Consider the following 16,169-nt stretch of genomic DNA (forward strand, 5'->3'; position numbering starts at 1 on the left):
AATTTCGGACCAAAAGCGGAAAATGTCCTCGGCGTACTGCAGGATGTCAGGAGTGAGCACCTTGACGACTCCTGACAAGCCGCCGGTCCGGGCCTGGCTTCCCACCATGTTGACGCTGGCCGCGATCTGGGGCTGCAGCTTCTTGTTCATCTCGGTCGGCGTGCGCGAGCTGCACCCGATGTACCTCGCGCTCGGGCGGGTGATCGCCGGGTCCGCCGTCCTGCTGGTGTTCCTGGCGTTCAAGCGGGAAGCGCTCCCCCGCGATCCCCGCCTGTGGGCTCACACCTTCGTGATCGGCGCGGTCGGCTCGGCGCTCCCGTGGACGCTGTTCGGGTACGGCGAGCAGCGCGTCCCCTCGCTGCTGGCCGGCATCTGGAACGGCATCACCCCGCTGGTCGTGCTGCCGGTCGCCGTCCTGGTGTTCCGGACCGAGAAGTTCACCGCGCAGCGGGTCGCCGGCCTGCTGATCGGGTTCCTCGGGATGCTCGTCGTGCTCGGCGCCTGGAACATCGAGGGCGGCGCCGACCTGACCGGCCAGCTGCTCTGCATGGCCGCGGCGGTCTGCTACGGGCTCGCCGTTCCCTACCAGAAGCGTTTCGTGGCCGGAAGCAACGTTTCCGGCACCGCGCTCTCGGCGAGCTTGTTGCTCTGCGCAACAATCCAGCTGGCCGTGGTCGCGCCGATCGTCACCGGCGAGGCGCCGCCGATGCCGTGGACGCTGTCGCCGGAGGTGATCGGCAGCGTGCTCGCGCTCGGCGGGCTGGGCAGCGGGATCGCGTTCGTGCTGAGCATGCGCAACATCCGGCTGATCGGCGCCAGCATGTCGTCGATGGTGACCTACCTGATGCCGATCTTCGCGATCGCGGTCGGCGTGCTGGTGCTGGACGAGCACCTGACCTGGTACCAGCCGGTCGGCGCGCTGGTGGTGCTCACCGGAGTCGCCGTGTCACAGGGCGTCGTACGACGTCCGGTCCGTTCGGGCAGGAAGCCGAAAAAGCCTCTACAGCCGGAGGTCGCGCCGGTACCGTGAAGTGAACCGGCGGCTCCGGGGAGGGCTGTCGCCGGGCTTCACGCACAGGGGGCGCCACGATGAGCACAGGCACGAAACCCGACACCCACGCGATGGTCGTGGTGCACCGGGTCTTCCGGCGGGAGTTCGACCTGCTGCCGGACCTGATCGAAGGGGTGCGCGCGGGTGACACCGCGCGCGCCGCCGTACTGGCCGAGCACCTGACCGACCTCGTCGGCGCGCTGCACCACCATCACCAGGCCGAGGACGACCTGATCTGGCCGCTGCTGCTGGACCGCGCGACGCTGCACCAGAATCTCGTCCACCGGATGGAGGCGCAGCACACGGCGCTCGAGTCGGCACTGGACCGGATCGACCAGCTGACGCCGCAGTGGCAACGCAGCGCGGATCCGGCCGAGGGCCGGGAACTCGCGGCCGTGGTTCGTGAGGCGTCCGCGCTACTGCGGGAGCACCTGGGCGAGGAGGAGCGGGACATTCTGCCGGTGATCGCCGAGCACCTGACCGTCGAGGAGTGGGGCAAGGTCGGCGAGCGCGGCGCGAACTCCATCGTGGACAAGCGCAAGCGGCTGCTGTTCCTGGGCGCGATCCTCGAGGACGCCTCGCCGCAGGAGCAGCGAGAGTCCCTGGGTGAGCTGCCGCCGCCGGTCCGCGTGCTGTGGAAGCTCGCGGGGCGTCGTGCGTACGGCGGGTACACCCGGTTGATCAGAAATTCCTGAGCCAGGAACCAGAACCTCTGCCAGGATCGGGGCTGCTGCCGACTCCTGGAGAGGCCTTCATGCGCACGACTGAACCCGCGGTGACCGCTGCCACGTCCATCGCGTCGTCGCTCGGGCTGCCGGTCGACGAGGCGATCGAACTCAACAACTCGAACAAGCTCACGCTGCGGCTGGTTCCGTGCGATGTCCTGGCCCGGGTGGCACCGGTCGCCGATCAGATCGCGCAGTTCGAGGTCGATCTCGCGCAAAGCCTCGCAGCGGTCGGCAGCCCGGTGGCCGCGCTCGTGGAACCGCGGGTCTTCGAGCGCGACGGCTTCACGATCACGCTGTGGCAGTACTACGCACCGGTGGGCTCGATGTCGCCGGCGGCGTACGCCGAGGCGCTCGAGCAACTGCACGCCGGGATGCGCAAGGTCGATTTCCCGACACCGCATTTCACGGACCGGGTCGCGGACGCTCAGCAGCTCTTGGCCGACCGTGACCGCACTCCCGAGCTCGCCGACGCGGATCGGGAACTCCTCACCAGCACCTTGCGACGCCTCACGCAGAGGATCGTCGATCGCGAGGGCGCCGAGCAGCTTCTGCACGGCGAGCCCCACCCGGGCAACCTGCTCGCCACCAGCGACGGGCCGATCTTCATCGACCTCGAGACCTGCTGCCGCGGACCTGTCGAGTTCGACCTCGCCCACGCTCCGGAGGAGGTCAGCGCCCACTATCCCGACCTCGACCAGTCCGTACTTCACGACTGCCGGCTGCTCGTCCTCGCCATGATCACCACCTGGCGCTGGGACCGAGCCGACGAGTTCCCCAACGGCCGGCACCTGGCAGTCGAATGGCTCGCAGACCTCCGTACGGCGCTGGACGGTCCGGTGCCTACGCCGTGAGGCGATCCGCTTCGGCCAGCAACTGCTCGCCGAACGGCTGGAAGCCGATGCTGCAGGAGTAGACGCCGCCGACGACGCGGTGGATGGTTCCCCATTCCCAGATGGCGGTGACATCCACCCCCGTCCGCGAAGCCAGCCGCTCGGTCCGCGCCCGGAGGTCGTCGCCAAGGCCCGGGTTGCACCGCACGATGGTGCCGAGATCGCACGCCGGCTCGGCCCGCAGCCCGGCCGGATCGATGAGCTTGTAGCTGCCGTCGCCGGCCTGCAGGGCGTTCATCTCGTGAAGATCCCCGTGGACCAGAACCGCGGACCGGTCGTCGTGGGCGAGGCGACGACGGTTCATGCAGTCCAGCGCGTCCGCCACAGTGGCCGGCGTACACGGTCGTCCCGCCTGCTCCCACAGTTCGGGCAGCCGACGGGCGTACTCCTCCGCCAACTGCGCGCCGGTCGAGAGGTCGAGGTCGGGATCGAGCGGACGCCACAGGCGAACCGCCACCTCGCACAGCAGGTCGTGGCGGGTCGCAGGGTCGGCCACGACGTCGTACATCGGAGCCCCGAGGCGCTCCAGCAGCAGGGCCTGCCGGCTCAGGTCCTCGCCCAGCAGCTTGGCGCATCCCTCTCCGTCCGCCAGGCGCAACGCCGTGGCCTCCTGCCCGAGGTCCCGACCTGGCACACCGATCTTGAGCACCGCCGGAGTTCCGTCGGCCAGCCTCACCTCGACGACCAGGGCGGCATGTCCGCCGGCGAAGCTGGACCCGATTGTCAGGGACCACTCTCGGGCCAGCGAGTCGACGACGTCAGGCAACTCGTCCAGCCAGTACGCGTTCCCGTCGGCAATGACCGTCTTGCGGACCTGGTCGGGCACGTCGAGGCTCATCCCGCGAGCCTAGGTGAACGGCGTGACCGGCACCTGACCTGATGGCTGGACGAGAATGACCCCGTCGACCATCTTCCCGACCTCCCAGGAGAATCCGATGCAGGTCATGGTTTCCGTCATCGACGACAAGACCAACCCGGGCAGCACGGACCGGCAGCCCTTCATCAGTGAGTTCAACGAGCGGTTGATCGCCGACGGCTACTGGGTGTTCGCCGGTGGCCTCGCGGACACCGACGACGCCACGGTCGTCGACAACCGGGGCGAGCAGGCGGTGTTCACCGACGGGCCGTTCGTGGAGTCGAAGGAGTACCTGGCCGGCGTCTGGGTGTGGGAGGTGCCCGATCTGGAGGTGGCCCGCAAGCTCGCCACGGAGGCGTCGAAAGCCTGCGACCGGAAGATCGAGCTGCGCGCGTTCCAGTGAGTCAGGCTTTACGCAGGTTCGGGAGCGCGGCCACTACCACCGCGGCCAGCGCCAGGAAGGTGCCGGCTACTACGGGGAAGGTGACCTCGGTGCCGGCGGTCGGGGCGAAGAGGTCGAGGAACAGGCTGGCGATGAGCTGTCCGGCGATGGTGCCGAGGCCGAGGACGAAGACGCCGACGATGCGGACGACCGCGGCGGCGGAGCTGATGAAGACGACGCCGCAGGCGCCGCCGACGTACAGCCACGGGTCGGTCGGCAGGGAGCTCGGTGCGCCGCGCAGAGCCAGGTCGACGAGGAAGACGACCAGCAGGGCGCTGGTGCCGACGAGGAAGTTGATGACGCCGGCCGCGACCGCGCCGTAGGAGTCGCCGGAGGCCGTGCGGGCGACTCGGCCGTTGATGCCCTGCTGGACCGCGGTGCCGATTCCGCCCAGGGCCGGGAGGATGGCCAGGAGCAGACCGGACGGGTGGCTGAGCTGGTCCGAGACGGCCAGTACGACGGCGACCAGCGCGACGATCGCGCCGACGACCCGGAGCGGGGTGAACGCCTGCGGGCCGGCCGGGCCGAAGCCGAGGCGGTCGACGACGAGGCTGCTGACCGCCTGACCGCCGACGACCGCGACCGTGAAGACCGCGACGCCGATCGTCGCGACCGTGATCGACTGCGTCGCCACCAGGAACGCGCCGGCGAGGCCGCCGATGCACTGCCACCAGCGCAGCGGGCCGCCGGCACCTTCGGACGGCGTACGGACGGTGCGCCAGACGGTCCCGAGCGAGTGGCGGATCCGCGGGACCAGCGCGGTGGCGAGCAGCAGGATGACGAGCCCGGTGCCGAACGAGATCAGCGCCGCCGCGATGCCGTCGCCGAGCCGATGGCCGAGCTCGCCGTTCACCCGGGACTGCAGCGCGACCAGCATGCCGATCCCGAAGGACGCTGCGAGCCCGACGAGCTGGTACTGCTGGGCGCTGCGGACGGGACGGGTGTCGGTCGTTGTCACCCCTCCATCATGACCGTTCGACTCAACGCGCCTGACACCGGTCCACCGTTCAGGACCGGCGGATCAGCGCCAGGTACATCGCGTCCGTTCCGTGCAGGTGCGGCCACAGCTGCACGTCCGGGCCGTCTCCGAGCGACGGTACGCCGGGGAACAGCGCTCGCGCATCCTCCAGTACGGCGTCCGGCCGGCTCGCCAGCACGGCGTCGACCACCTCGCGGGTCTCCCCCGGATGCGGCGAGCACGTGACGTACGCGACGACCCCGCCCGGCCGCACCGACGTGATCGCGGACGCGAGCAGCGCCTCCTGCAGTGGGCGCAGCTCGGCGACGTCTTCCGGCGTACGGCGCCAGCGCGCCTCCGGCCGACGACGCAGCGCGCCGAGGCCGGTGCACGGGACGTCGGCGAGGACCCGGTCGTACCAACCGGACGGCCAGGTCGGCTTGGTGCCGTCGCCGACGAGCACCTGGTGCTCGCCCGGGATCGCGCGCAGGTTCGACCGGACCAGCTCGGCGCGGTGCTTCAGCGGCTCGACCGCGGTCAGCACTGCCTCGCCCTGGTTCGCGATCGCCGCCAGCAGCGCGGACTTGCCGCCGGGGCCTGCGCACAGGTCGAGCCACCGCGCGTCCTTGCCGTCGAGCGGAGCCGTCGCCAGCGCGGTCGCGACGAGCTGCGAGCCCTCGTCCTGGACGCCGGCACGACCGGTCGCGACGGCCTGGATCCGCCCGGGATCGCCGCCGCCCTGCAGGACGGCGGCGTACGGCGACCAGCGGGCGCGGCTCGCGCCGGCCTCGATCAGCTCGTCGATGTCGGACAGCCCGGGCCGCGCGACGAGCGTGACCTTCGGGGGTTCGTTGTCGGCGTCGAGCAGGTCCTCGACCTCGCGCTCGATCGAGTCGGTGAGGTGATCGGGAGCGCCCGGGTCGAGGTCCGGAGCGGCGCGTTCGGGGGCGGGCGTGCCTGCGGCGGAGTCGCGCGCACCCAGCGCGTCGGCGAAGGCTTCGATGACCCAGCGGGGGTGGGCCTTGGCGATCGCCAGGTAGCCGAGGCGGTCCTCGTCGGGCTTCGGCGCGACCGTGGCGATCCACTGGTCGAGATTCCGCTGGCTGATCTTCCGCAGTACCGCGTTGACCAGACCGCTGCGGCTCTGGCCGACCTCCGCGCGGGTCAGCGTGACCATCTCGTTCACCGCGGCGTACGAGTCGACGCGCATCCGCAGCAGTTGGTGGGCACCGAGCCGGAGCAGGTCGAGCAGCTCGGGGTCGAGGTCGGCCAACGGACGCGAGACGCTCCGGGCCAGGAACGCGTCGTACGTGCCCTGCCAGCGCAGCGTGCCGTGCACGAGCTCGGTGCAGAACGCGGCGTCGCGACCGCCGAGGCGCTGGTCGCGGAGCGCCTTGTTGAGGGCGAGGTTGGCGTAGCCGTCCTCGCCGTTCACCTGCCGGATCACCCGGTACGCGACCTGCCGGACCTTGTCGGGACGCCTTTGCGGGGCGCGGTTACGGGGACTGCGGTCGCTCACTCGGAACCCAACTGATCGTCTGCGGTGATCCGTACGCCGCGGGCCCAGTCGGCCCCGGCCATCGGCTTCTTGCCCTGCGGCTGGACGGTGACCAGCTCGATCGCCTTGCTGCCCGTGCCGACCTTGACCGAGGACTTCGTTGCTTCCAGTACGCCGGGCGCCAGTTCGTCGTCGGTCGGTGCGGTGGCCAGCACCTTGAGCCGCTCGCCACGGAACGTCGTCCACGCACCCGGCGCCGGGTTGCAGCCGCGGACCAGCCGATCGATCTGCTGGGCCGGGTGCTTCAGGTTGATCTCGGCGTCCTCGACGGTCAGCTTCGGCGCGATCGTGACGCCGTCGGCCGGCTGCTCGACCGCCTGCAGTACGCCGGCCTCGATGCCGTCGAGCGTGTCGACGAGGAGCTTCGCGCCGGACACCGACAGCCGAGTGAGCAGGTCACCCGCGGTGTCCTTGGGCCCGATCGGCTCGGTCAGTACGCCGTACACGGGACCGGCGTCGAGCGCCTTGACGATCCGGAACGTGCTCGCTCCGGTGACGTCGTCGCCGGAGATGATCGAGTGCTGCACGGGCGCGGCGCCGCGCCAGGCGGGCAGCACCGAGAAGTGCAGGTTGATCCAGCCGTGCCGCGGGATGTCGAGCGCTGCCTGCGGCAACAGTCCGCCGTACGCGACGACCGGGCAGCAGTCGGGGTCGATCTCCTTCAGCCGGGCCAGGAAGTCCGGGTCGCTGGGCTTGACCGGCTTGAGGATCTCGACGCCGCCGAGCTGCTCGGCGTACTGGGCGACCGGGGAGGCCACGAGTTTGCGGCCGCGGCCCGCGGGAGCGTCGGGACGAGTGACGACGGCAACGAGTTCATGGCCGCTGGCAACGATCGCCTCGAGCGCGGTGACGGACACCTCGGGGGTGCCGGCGAAGACGAGTCTCACAGGCCGAATCCGTTCATCGAGTGCGGTGACACCTTGATCTGCGGCGGGCCGGACAGCCCCGACCACTCCGCTTCGCGGATCGCCTTCATCGCGGCCTTGCGGGTCTCGCGGTCGAGCCGGTCGACGAACAGGACGCCGTCCAGGTGGTCGGTCTCGTGCTGGATGCAGCGCGAGAGCAGGTCGTCGCCCTCGATCAGCACCGGGTCGCCGTACATGTTGAAGCCGCGGGCGATCACGTGCTGGGCGCGGCGGCAGTCGAAGGTCAGGCCGGGGATCGACAGGCAGCCCTCCGGGCCGAACTGCTCCTCGGCGCCGAGCGTGAGCTCCGGGTTGACCAGGTGCCCGATCTCGCCGTCGACGTTGTACGTGAAGACGCGCAGGCCGACCCCGATCTGCGGCGCGGCCAGGCCGGAACCCGGCGCGGCCTGCATCGTGTCGGTCAGGTCGGCGACCAGGCGGCGCAGCTCGGCGTCGAAGTCGACGACCGGGTCCGCCTTGGTCAGCAGAACGGGGTCGCCGAACAGGCGGATGGGTTGGACCGACACACAGACTCCTTCGCAGCGCAGGACCAGCCAAGTCTAGGGGGTGTCTGTCTGTTCCCCGCCGTAGCGAGCAGGTGCTCGGCGCGGTAGCTCGGTGTGCGGGAGACGAGCGTGGCGATGCGAAGCATCGTGAGCTTGGCTCCCGTGCAGCGAGATGCCGTGCCGAGTGCCGCGCAGTAGGCGGGGAGCAGACAGACACCCCCTACGTGGGGGCGGTACGGCGGGCAGATTGCACCTTTGTAATTCGGGGACCTCACTCCCGGTTGTTGCTTCGAGCACGTAGTGTGGCCTCAGGCGTACCTACAGTCACACAAGCCACACGCCCAACGGGAGTTAACAATGCGCACAGCGACACGGGGGGCTGCCGCACTGATCACCCTGGGGGTCCTGCTCTCGCAGGCACCGCTCGCCCGGGCCTACGAGTTCGTACCCAGGGACGGTGCCGTGGGGGCGGCGCCGACAACCGGGCCGTTGGGGGCGGAGCCGACGGCCGCGCCGTCGAGCGAGGTCTCGGACCGGGTCGAGCCGTCCGATGACTCGACTCCGGCCGAGCCGTCGGTCCCGCCGACCGCCGTACCGACGCCTGCCGACGACGAGCCCGTCGCCGAACTGCCGGCCGCGCGGAGCTGGAGCGAGCTGGCGGGTCAGGTGGCGGCGACCTCGCCGACCCATCTGACACTGCGGGCCACCACCGCGGAGCAGTCCAAGCAGGTGATGCGCTGCTTCAAGCTGGAGACCGAGAACTACTGCCTCGGGCTCGGGTTCGTGGACAAGATCCCGACCGGCGCCGAGATCAGCTCGACGGTCGCCGAGCCGGACGTCGCGCGCGACGACCTGCGGGCCGGGGTGTCGGCCGAGCAGGACATCGCGACCGGGGCGTTGAGCCCGGCGGCGTTCGTGGCCGAGCGGGCCGAGATGACCAAGGGCGAGCGGACCAACGCCGAGCTCGAGGAGATGCAGGCAGCGTGGGACGGGCGGGACAAGGCTCGGGCGCTGCGGGAGCTCGACGCCGACGGCAATCCGCCGCCGAGCTCGACGCCCGCGCCGGGATCCGGTACGACGACCGTGCCGGGGTCGGACGCCGGGCGGACCGGCGTACCGGCGGCCGGTGAGCCGAGCGGCGGGCAGACCGTCGTACCGAAGCCTGGTGATCCGTCGACCAAGCCGACGCCGCCGCCGTTGAAGCCGCCGACCGTGACGAAGCCGAAGCCGGTCGCGAACTACATCATGAAGGGCTTCCAGACCTCGCAGGACAAGGGGTACTGGTGCGGTCCGGCGACCTTCCAGTCGATCGACTGGGCCGACGACAAGCAGAAGGACACCCAGGCGTCCTGGGCCAAGGACCTCGGCGCGACGACGTCCGGTACGGCGATCACCTCGATGGTCAAGCAGACCAACCTGAAGACCAACTGGGACCTTGCCGCCGGCACCTACATCGTGCAGAACGTGAGCCACTGGACGCCGGCCAAGTTCCTCCAGGTGCACCAGAACCACCTCGGCGACGGCGCCCCGGCGCCGGTGATCGAGCACGTGCAGCTGCTGAAGCGGTACTTCCCGTACCTCGCCTTCAACCACAGCGGGCACTACCAGGTCGGCCGCGGCTACGACACCAAGGCCAAGACGATCGGCATCTTCGAGGTGTTCAACGAGCGCCGCTTCAACAGCCGCGGCAACGTCACCGACGGCCCGCGCAACATCCCGGCCACGGCGATGTTCAACGCGACGCTGGCGAACTCGTTCAAGAACATCGGTCTGTAGGTCGCACCGTGAACTCTGCTCACCGTCGGCGCCACCTCCTGGTCCCGGTCACCGCGGTCGCCCTGCTGGCGGCCGGGTGCTCGGGATCGCCGGAGAGCGCTCCCTCCCCCAGTACGTCGAGCAGCACGCCGTCGAGGCCGGCCGGTACGCCGAGCCAACCGCCCGCGAGCACCCCGACGTCGAGTCCGGGAACGCCGTCGGGCAAGCCGACCTGGACGAAGATCCTGCGCCAGCCGGTCGACGGCCAGCACATCGTCACGCAGCAACGGAAGTACCTGGTCACCCGCGGCAGCGACGAGGCCGGTACGACGACCATCACCGATCGAGCGAGCCGGAAGGTCGTCGTACGGCACGCTCCGCCGGCCGGGTTCGTCGCGCAGTCGCCGGTGGTGATCGACGACCGCTGGGCGCTGATCGAGGACATCCGCTCCGACGGACCGGACCCGCAGATCCGCGCGTACCGCTACGACCTCACCACCGGCGCGAAGACTGATCTGGCGACGCAGAAAGCGCTCCCCCGGATCTCCGAGCCCGAGATCGGCGCGTACGACGGGACGTTCGCGTACACCAGCACGGATGCCCGGAAGCGGTCGTGCCTGGTCGTCGCCTCACTGGACACGCTGGTGTCGCGGACGGTGACGTGCGTGGCGGACCCGGGCTACATCGCGGATCCGATCGTGTCGGCGGACGCGGTCACCTACAGCGCGATCACCGCGCCGCAGAGCCCGCAGCGTTGCAAGCGGTTGTTCACGGCACCGCTCACGGGCGGGGCCGCGCAACCGGTCGTTGCCAGCCGCAACTGCATCCAGTGGAGCGGGGCAACCTTGCGTGGGGCGACGGTCTGGTCGGAGATCGGTGCGGACGACCCTGATCAGTACCAGAGTCGCGCCTACGTCCGAGAGGCTCCTGGCGGTGCCGCTCGGTCGCTCGGTTCGATCGTCACCGACACGATCGTCGCCTGCGGCAACTGGATCCACTGGGAAGTCCGCAGGATGACCGACGGCGCCGAGTCCTACCAACTCCAGCGCTGGCAGCCTGGCCTGGCTCGCCCGCAGGTCATCTACACCACTCCCCCGGACACGGCCATCACCGCACCGACCTGCCAGGACAACACCCTCATCGTCGAAGCAGCCCACCTGGGCGGCAGCACGAAGTACACGGAGGCACTTGCCACCGGCACTACCTAGGCCTTGAGCGAGATTCCTCGGTCGCGGAGTTGGGTGCGGAGGGTGGCGGCTGAGGTGAACAGTTCGGCGTCGAGGCCGGCGGCTCGGGCTCCGTCGACGTTGCGTTGGACGTCGTCGGTGAAGAACGTGCGGGACGGGTCGAGGGTGAAGCGGTCGACGAGGAGGCGGTAGATCTTCTCGTCGGGCTTCACGACCTGCTCGTGGCCGGAGACGATCTCGCCGGTGAAGCTGTCGAGGATCGGGAACGTCTGCTTCGCGACGGCCCACTTCTCACCGGAGAAGTTGGTCAGCGCGTACGTCGGTACGCCGAGGGCCTGCAGCTCGGTGAGGATGTCGACCGTGTCGGTCAGCAGGCCCTTGACCATCTTCAGCCAGCCGGTGTCGTACGCCGCGATCCACTCGGCGTGCTCGGGGTGCAGCGCGGTGAGCTCCTCGACGGCCTCGGCCCACGGGCGGCCGGCGTCCTGCCGCATGTTCCAGTCGGGCGTCGTGATGTTGGTCAGGAAGTGCTGACGCTGCGCCTCGTCGGGGATCAGGTCGGCGTACAGGTAGTTCGGGTTCCAGTCCAGCAGGACCCCACCGATGTCGAACACCACCACGTCGATCGTCCGCTCCGTCATGCCCGCAACCCTAAACGACCGTGGTCAGGGCGTCGGTACGGCGTCCTGGGCCGCGGCGTTGGCGGCGGCTCGGGCGTGGAGGGCCGGAGCCAACGCCAGCTGACCGACGAACAGGACGACGCCGAGGGCGGCGCAGCCGAGCCAGACCGTGGTCGCGCCGGCGTGTTCGAGGGTGTTGGTGCCGAGAAGCGGACCGATGACGCTGCCGAGGCCGAACGACATGCTGCCCGCCAGTCCCATGTAGCCACCGCGCAGGTCGACCGGTGCGAGATCCGCGAAGACCGCGCCGATCACGGCGGCAAAGCCGATCTCGCCGACGGTCCAGACGACGACCGACAGCCCGTAGCCCCACCAGCTGTCGACGGCCGCGCCCACTCCGAAGCCGAGCCCGACGACCAGCATCGAGCCGGCCAGCAGCTTCGGGCGGTCGAGCGCGGCGAGGCGCCGGTTCACGAACGGCTGGACGACGACGATCACGACGCCGTTCAGCGCGATCACCAACCCGTACGTCGAGCTCGGCAGCCCGTCGGCGGCCATCGCGAGCGGCAGCGTGGAGTAGCCCTGGAAGTAGATCGTGGCGTAGCCAATCTGGAGCAGGATCATCAGCAGGAACGTCGTGTCCCGCAGTACGACGGGCAGCAGCGCGCGACGCGACGCGCCCTCGTCGAGCACCGGCCGGGTCTCGGGGACCATCCGCCAGATCACCACAGCGGCGACGACCGACGTACTGGCGTTGATCCAGAACAGCAGGTTGTAGCCGATGCTCGCCAGGACGCCGGCGCTGACCGTGGAGACCGAGAAGCCGAGGTTGATCGCCCAGAACAGCAGCCCGTACGCGCGAACGCGCTCTCGCGGCTGGAGCAGGTCGGCAACCGTCGCCTGGACCGCCGGGCGGAACAGGTCGCCCATCAGGCCGACCACGAACGCGGCGACGGCGATCGTCTCCAGCGACCGGGCCGAGCCGAGCAGGATCAGCGCGGCCGCGGTGCCGAGGAACCCGATCAGCATGGTCCGGCGGCGGCCGATCCGGTCGGACAGCCAGCCGCCCACGAGCTGCGAGACCACCGAGCCGGCGCCGACGGCCGCGGCAACGGCGCCCGCCGTACCGGCGGACAGGTGCCGTTCCTGGGTCAGGTACAGGACGAGGAACGGTTGGACGAAGCTGCCGAGGCGGTTGACCAGCTGGCAGACCCAGAGCGCCCAGAACGCGCTGGGCAGCGGAGAGCGCTCCCTCGGAGAGCCGATCACAGTCATGGAACCAGCCTCCCGGCCATTGGCGGCGCTGTCGAACATTAGTTTCTGCACTAATCCTCGCGTCGCAGGACGGCCGTCGTTAGAGTCGTCCACGTGATCAGCATCAGGCTCAACACCGGCGATGTCAGCCGAATCAGATTCGCGTTCTCGCCGGTGTGGGAGACGGTCACGAGTGTGCGCGCCCTGAGCAACAACTCGACCGGCAGCGTGCACGGACCGTGGCTGCGCAAGGTGCGGCCGCTGCTGGGCGAGGCCGACCGGAGCTCCGGTGCGAACGGGCGGAGCCTCGAGGCCCGCGACGAGCTGGCGGATGCTGTGCGGTTGCTGCAAGCTCTCGTTCCGCGCATCGGCTACATCGCCGACTTCATGACGCCGGCGCCGCCGCGGCGGTCGACCGGGTTCGACGCCGGGCTGGCGGCGATCGAGGCGACGCCGTACGAGCTGGTGGTCGACGAGCTGAGCCGGGTGCACCAGGGAAACCCGAACCCACTGCTGCCCGGCCTGATCGCTGATCCCGGGGAAGCGCTCTCTCGGATCACCGGGGCGTTGCGCACGTACTGGCAGCGCGCGGTCGAGCCGGACTGGCGGCGGATGCGGGCGTTGCTGCAGGAGGACCTCGCGTTCCGGCTCGACGAACTGGCCGCGGGCGGGCTGGATCGGCTGTTCCGCAACCTGCATCCGTCCGTGCGGCTCCGCGGCGACCGGATCGAGATCGACCGGCCGTTCGTCTGTCCCGACGGTGTGCCGACGGCCGGGCAGGGCGTGCTGCTGGTGCCGTGCGTGTTCACCTGGCCGGCGGCGCTGCCGGTGACGGGTGCGCCGCACGTACCGACGATCACCTATCCCCCGCGCGGGCTCGGGCGCTTGTGGGAGAGCCAGCAGGAGACGGCCGGTTCACCGCTCGCCGAGTTGGTCGGGCGGACGCGTGCCGCGATCGTGAGCCATCTGGATCTGCCGATGTCGACGACGCATCTCGCGCACGCCCTGGACGTCTCGGCGCCGACGCTGAGCGTCCACCTCGGCATCCTGCGGAACGCTGGCGTCGTCGACTCGCGCCGGGACGGTCGGACGGTGCTCTACTTCCGGACCGCGTTGGGCAATCACCTGCTGGCGGCCTCGGGCGCGGGTGAGCTCTCGGAATCCGCCTGACGGCGACCTTCTGGGGCCCGTCGACGGCGACCACTGATCAACCCCTCGCCCGAGCGGCGCCGCGAGCCGTCGGGCGCAGGGGCCGGGATACTGAGGAGAGGGTTAGTCAGTGGTGGCCGACGACGGTTATGCGGCGGGCTGTCGCCGGCGAGGTCACGCGGTGCGCCGCTGCCGGCGAGGTCGCGCGGTGGGCCGTTGCCGGCGAGCGCGCGTGGGTTGTTGCCGACGAGCGCTCAGCCGAACGTCGCGGGGTCGACCTGGACGCGGAGCGGGCCGGGGAGCTTCTTCGCTCCCCGCGCGGCCAGGGCTTCCTTGAGGACGCGGGCCAAGGCGTAGCCGCGCGGCGTACGGACGACGGCGCGGACGGTCTCGTCGTCGACGTCGACCGGCCCGAGGACCTCCAGCCCGGCTGTCGGATCGACGAGCTCGCGGACGCGGGCGACCATGTCGGCGACCGCGTCGGACGAGCCGACGAGTTCGGCGAGCTTGGCGGCGGGGGCCAGTCGGGCGGTGCGGCGGTCCTCGAGCTCGCGGGTCGCGTAGCCCTCGGGGCTCCAGCGGACGACGGCCTGCAGCGGCATCGCCGACGGTTCGCCGACCATGATCACCTTGCCGCCCTCGCGTGCCGGACGGACCATCGCGGCCGCGTTGAACCAGCGACGAACGGCTTCCTCCGGCGCGCGCAGGTCGGGCCGGGCGAGCAGCAACCAGGTGTCGAGGAGAAGCGCGGCGGCGTACCCGTTCTCCGCGATCGGTTCGGCGCCTGGGGTCGTGACGATCAGGGCGGGTTCGTCCGGGATCTCGTCAAGCATGTGGTCGCCGCCCGACGTCCGGACGACGACTCCCGGGAACGCCCGGCCCAACTCTTCCGCCGTACGCCGTGCGCCGACGACGGCCGCGCGCATCCTCGTGTCGCCGCACTCGGGACACCGGTGGTCGGTCGCCGGCCGGCCGCAGACGGTGCAACTCGCCGGCCCGGACGAGCCCGTGCGCCGAAGCGAGCCGCCGCACGTCGTACAGCGCGACGGCGTCCGGCAGGTCTGGCACACCAAGCTCGGCAGATACCCGGCGCGCGGCACCTGCACGAGGACGGGCCCAGTCTTGAGCCCTTCGCGCGCGACCTCGAACGCCTGATGCGGCAAGCGCGCGGCGCGAGCGCCAGGATCCCGGGCGAGGTCGCGGTCCGACTCCCCTGCGATGTGGACCGCGGGCGCGGCGGCGCGAGTCACCGCGCGGTCGGCGATCAGCTCGTTCGCCCAGCCGGTCTCGAGCAGCGCGGCGGTCTCGGCGGAGCGCGCGAATCCGCCGAGCAGCGCGGCGCACTGCTGCCGGTAGGCCCGCAGCAGCAGGACCTCGCGGGCGTGCGGGTACGGCGCGCGGGGCTCGGCGTACGAGTCGTCGCCGTCGTCCCACAACGCGACGAGGCCGAGGTCGGTGACCGGCGCGAACGCGGCGGCGCGGGTGCCGATCACGACGCGCGTGCAGCCGCGGAGCGCGGAGATGAAGGCGCGGTAGCGCGCGGTCGGGCCGAGGTCGGCCGAGAGCGTGACGAAGCCGTCGGCGCCGAGCACCGTCGTACAGGCCTTGGCCAGGCGTTCCAGGTCGCGCGCGTCGGGGGCGAGCAGGAGCGCGCCGCGGCCGGTCGACGCGCAGACCGCGGCGGCCTGGGCGAAGGCGAGCGCCCAGTCGGCGCCGGGCACGGCGGTCCAGATCGCGCGCGGAGCCTCGGTACGGCGTACGGCGTCGAGGAAGCCTTCGGCGTGCGGGTACGGCGCCCACTCGGAGATCGAGGTGGACTCGACCGGACGCGTCGGCTGGTTGCAGCGGAGTACTTCGGCCTCCACCTTCGCCAGTCGCGGCGGCACGGCGAGGCGCGTGACGTCGGCGAGGACACCGGCGTACCGGTCGGCGACCGCGCGGCAGAGGTCCGCGACCTCGGGGGTGAGGACCTGCTCGGGCGACACCACCTTGCGCAGGCGCGCGAGCTTGCCGTCGTGCTCCGAGGTTTCGAGCCGCTCGAGCACGAACCCGTCGAGGTCCTTCCCCGCGAACCGCACCTTCACCCGCGCCCCCGGCTGCGCCGCCGCGGCGAGGTCGTCGGGAACGAGGTAGTCGAACGGGCGATCCAGGTGCGGCAGCGACACGTCGACCGCGACCCGGGCGACCGGCAGGGTCGAGGTGATGTCGGCCGGCGCCTTCGTGCGCGAGCGCCGGACGGTCTCACGCAGCAGCGTCAGCTGCTCAGGAGATTCCCCGTTCGGTGCCACTCGGGAACTCTAGTCCGATCCC

15 protein-coding genes are annotated in these 16,169 nt (G+C 70.8%); 7 read left to right on the forward strand and 8 right to left on the reverse strand.

The genetic code is table 11. The annotated features are described in order from the left end of the window. Positions 1–43 precede the first annotated feature (43 nt). Genes ABD235_RS12415 through ABD235_RS12425 form a run of 3 tightly spaced genes read left to right on the forward strand, consistent with a single transcriptional unit; the run spans position 44 to position 2,630 of the window. Positions 44–1,030: a DMT family transporter gene (locus tag ABD235_RS12415; RefSeq protein WP_344173310.1), complete on the forward strand. Its 987-nt coding sequence runs from the start codon at positions 44–46 to the stop codon at positions 1,028–1,030. Positions 1,031–1,089: 59 nt separating this feature from the next. Continuing rightward, on the forward strand, positions 1,090–1,746 hold the full coding sequence (locus ABD235_RS12420) for a hemerythrin domain-containing protein (RefSeq protein ID WP_344173312.1): 657 nt from the start codon (positions 1,090–1,092) through the stop codon (positions 1,744–1,746). 59 nt (positions 1,747–1,805) lie between these two features. After that, positions 1,806–2,630, forward strand: coding sequence for a phosphotransferase (locus tag ABD235_RS12425; protein WP_344173314.1), 825 nt, complete (start codon positions 1,806–1,808; stop codon positions 2,628–2,630). On the opposite strand, the gene ABD235_RS12430 is transcribed toward ABD235_RS12425, so the two are convergent. Next, the gene (locus tag ABD235_RS12430; protein ID WP_344173316.1) at positions 2,620–3,507 is read right to left on the reverse strand and encodes an aminoglycoside phosphotransferase family protein; all 888 of its coding nucleotides are present in this window, start codon (positions 3,505–3,507) and stop codon (positions 2,620–2,622) included. The two genes, ABD235_RS12425 and ABD235_RS12430, sit on opposite strands and share 11 nt — an antisense overlap. Positions 3,508–3,604: 97 nt before the next feature. On the opposite strand from ABD235_RS12430, the gene ABD235_RS12435 reads away from it, so the two are divergent. Beyond that, on the forward strand, positions 3,605–3,928 hold the full coding sequence (locus ABD235_RS12435) for a YciI family protein (RefSeq protein ID WP_344173318.1): 324 nt from the start codon (positions 3,605–3,607) through the stop codon (positions 3,926–3,928). Between the two features lies 1 nt (position 3,929). Here ABD235_RS12435 and ABD235_RS12440 read toward each other — a convergent pair whose 3' ends face one another. The 4 genes from ABD235_RS12440 to def are packed head-to-tail and all read right to left on the reverse strand — an operon-like array spanning position 3,930 to position 7,915. Further along, positions 3,930–4,925, reverse strand: coding sequence for a DMT family transporter (locus ABD235_RS12440; RefSeq protein ID WP_344173320.1), 996 nt, complete (start codon positions 4,923–4,925; stop codon positions 3,930–3,932). A gap of 49 nt (positions 4,926–4,974) precedes the next feature. Beyond that, a complete protein-coding gene (locus ABD235_RS12445) occupies positions 4,975–6,444 on the reverse strand; it encodes an RsmB/NOP family class I SAM-dependent RNA methyltransferase (RefSeq protein WP_344173322.1) in 1,470 nt (489 codons plus the stop codon). Next, the gene (gene fmt, locus ABD235_RS12450) at positions 6,441–7,370 is read right to left on the reverse strand and encodes a methionyl-tRNA formyltransferase (RefSeq protein ID WP_344173324.1); all 930 of its coding nucleotides are present in this window, start codon (positions 7,368–7,370) and stop codon (positions 6,441–6,443) included. The genes ABD235_RS12445 and fmt overlap by 4 nt, the downstream gene beginning before the upstream one ends. Continuing rightward, positions 7,367–7,915, reverse strand: coding sequence for a peptide deformylase (def, locus tag ABD235_RS12455; protein ID WP_344173326.1), 549 nt, complete (start codon positions 7,913–7,915; stop codon positions 7,367–7,369). The genes fmt and def overlap by 4 nt, the downstream gene beginning before the upstream one ends. A gap of 336 nt (positions 7,916–8,251) precedes the next feature. Between def and ABD235_RS12460 the strand changes: the two genes are divergently transcribed. After that, the gene (locus ABD235_RS12460; protein ID WP_344173328.1) at positions 8,252–9,670 is read left to right on the forward strand and encodes a C39 family peptidase; all 1,419 of its coding nucleotides are present in this window, start codon (positions 8,252–8,254) and stop codon (positions 9,668–9,670) included. A gap of 8 nt (positions 9,671–9,678) precedes the next feature. Then, positions 9,679–10,857 (forward strand): hypothetical protein, encoded by a 1,179-nt coding sequence (locus ABD235_RS12465; RefSeq protein ID WP_344173330.1) that lies wholly within the window; start codon positions 9,679–9,681, stop codon positions 10,855–10,857. On the opposite strand, the gene ABD235_RS12470 is transcribed toward ABD235_RS12465, so the two are convergent. Together ABD235_RS12470 and ABD235_RS12475 are read right to left on the reverse strand one after the other, a co-directional pair. Beyond that, positions 10,854–11,477, reverse strand: a complete 624-nt coding sequence (locus ABD235_RS12470; protein ID WP_344173332.1) for an HAD family hydrolase — start codon at positions 11,475–11,477, stop codon at positions 10,854–10,856. The two genes, ABD235_RS12465 and ABD235_RS12470, sit on opposite strands and share 4 nt — an antisense overlap. 24 nt (positions 11,478–11,501) lie before the next feature. Beyond that, positions 11,502–12,731: an MDR family MFS transporter gene (locus ABD235_RS12475; protein WP_344173334.1), complete on the reverse strand. Its 1,230-nt coding sequence runs from the start codon at positions 12,729–12,731 to the stop codon at positions 11,502–11,504. Between the two features lie 93 nt (positions 12,732–12,824). On the opposite strand from ABD235_RS12475, the gene ABD235_RS12480 reads away from it, so the two are divergent. Beyond that, entirely contained in the window at positions 12,825–13,880 is a 1,056-nt protein-coding gene (locus tag ABD235_RS12480) for an ArsR/SmtB family transcription factor (RefSeq protein WP_344173336.1), read from the forward strand. 233 nt (positions 13,881–14,113) lie between these two features. On the opposite strand, the gene ABD235_RS12485 is transcribed toward ABD235_RS12480, so the two are convergent. Then, positions 14,114–16,147, reverse strand: coding sequence for a primosomal protein N' (locus ABD235_RS12485; RefSeq protein ID WP_344173338.1), 2,034 nt, complete (start codon positions 16,145–16,147; stop codon positions 14,114–14,116). Positions 16,148–16,169 lie beyond the last annotated feature (22 nt).

It is taken from the genome of Kribbella lupini, assembly GCF_039529595.1.
Lineage (GTDB): Bacteria > Actinomycetota > Actinomycetes > Propionibacteriales > Kribbellaceae > Kribbella > Kribbella lupini.

Bases quoted from the DNA above. Each gene is read 5' to 3' on its own strand.
- ABD235_RS12420 (WP_344173312.1), top strand. From the start codon at position 1,090: ATGAGCACAGGCACGAAACCCGACACCCACGCGATGGTCGTGGTGCAC.
- ABD235_RS12435 (WP_344173318.1), top strand. From the start codon at position 3,605: ATGCAGGTCATGGTTTCCGTCATCGACGACAAGACCAACCCGGGCAGC.
- ABD235_RS12415 (WP_344173310.1), top strand. From the start codon at position 44: ATGTCAGGAGTGAGCACCTTGACGACTCCTGACAAGCCGCCGGTCCGG.
- ABD235_RS12475 (WP_344173334.1), bottom strand. From the start codon at position 12,731: ATGACTGTGATCGGCTCTCCGAGGGAGCGCTCTCCGCTGCCCAGCGCG.
- ABD235_RS12460 (WP_344173328.1), top strand. From the start codon at position 8,252: ATGCGCACAGCGACACGGGGGGCTGCCGCACTGATCACCCTGGGGGTC.
- ABD235_RS12425 (WP_344173314.1), top strand. From the start codon at position 1,806: ATGCGCACGACTGAACCCGCGGTGACCGCTGCCACGTCCATCGCGTCG.
- ABD235_RS12430 (WP_344173316.1), bottom strand. From the start codon at position 3,507: ATGAGCCTCGACGTGCCCGACCAGGTCCGCAAGACGGTCATTGCCGAC.
- ABD235_RS12470 (WP_344173332.1), bottom strand. From the start codon at position 11,477: ATGACGGAGCGGACGATCGACGTGGTGGTGTTCGACATCGGTGGGGTC.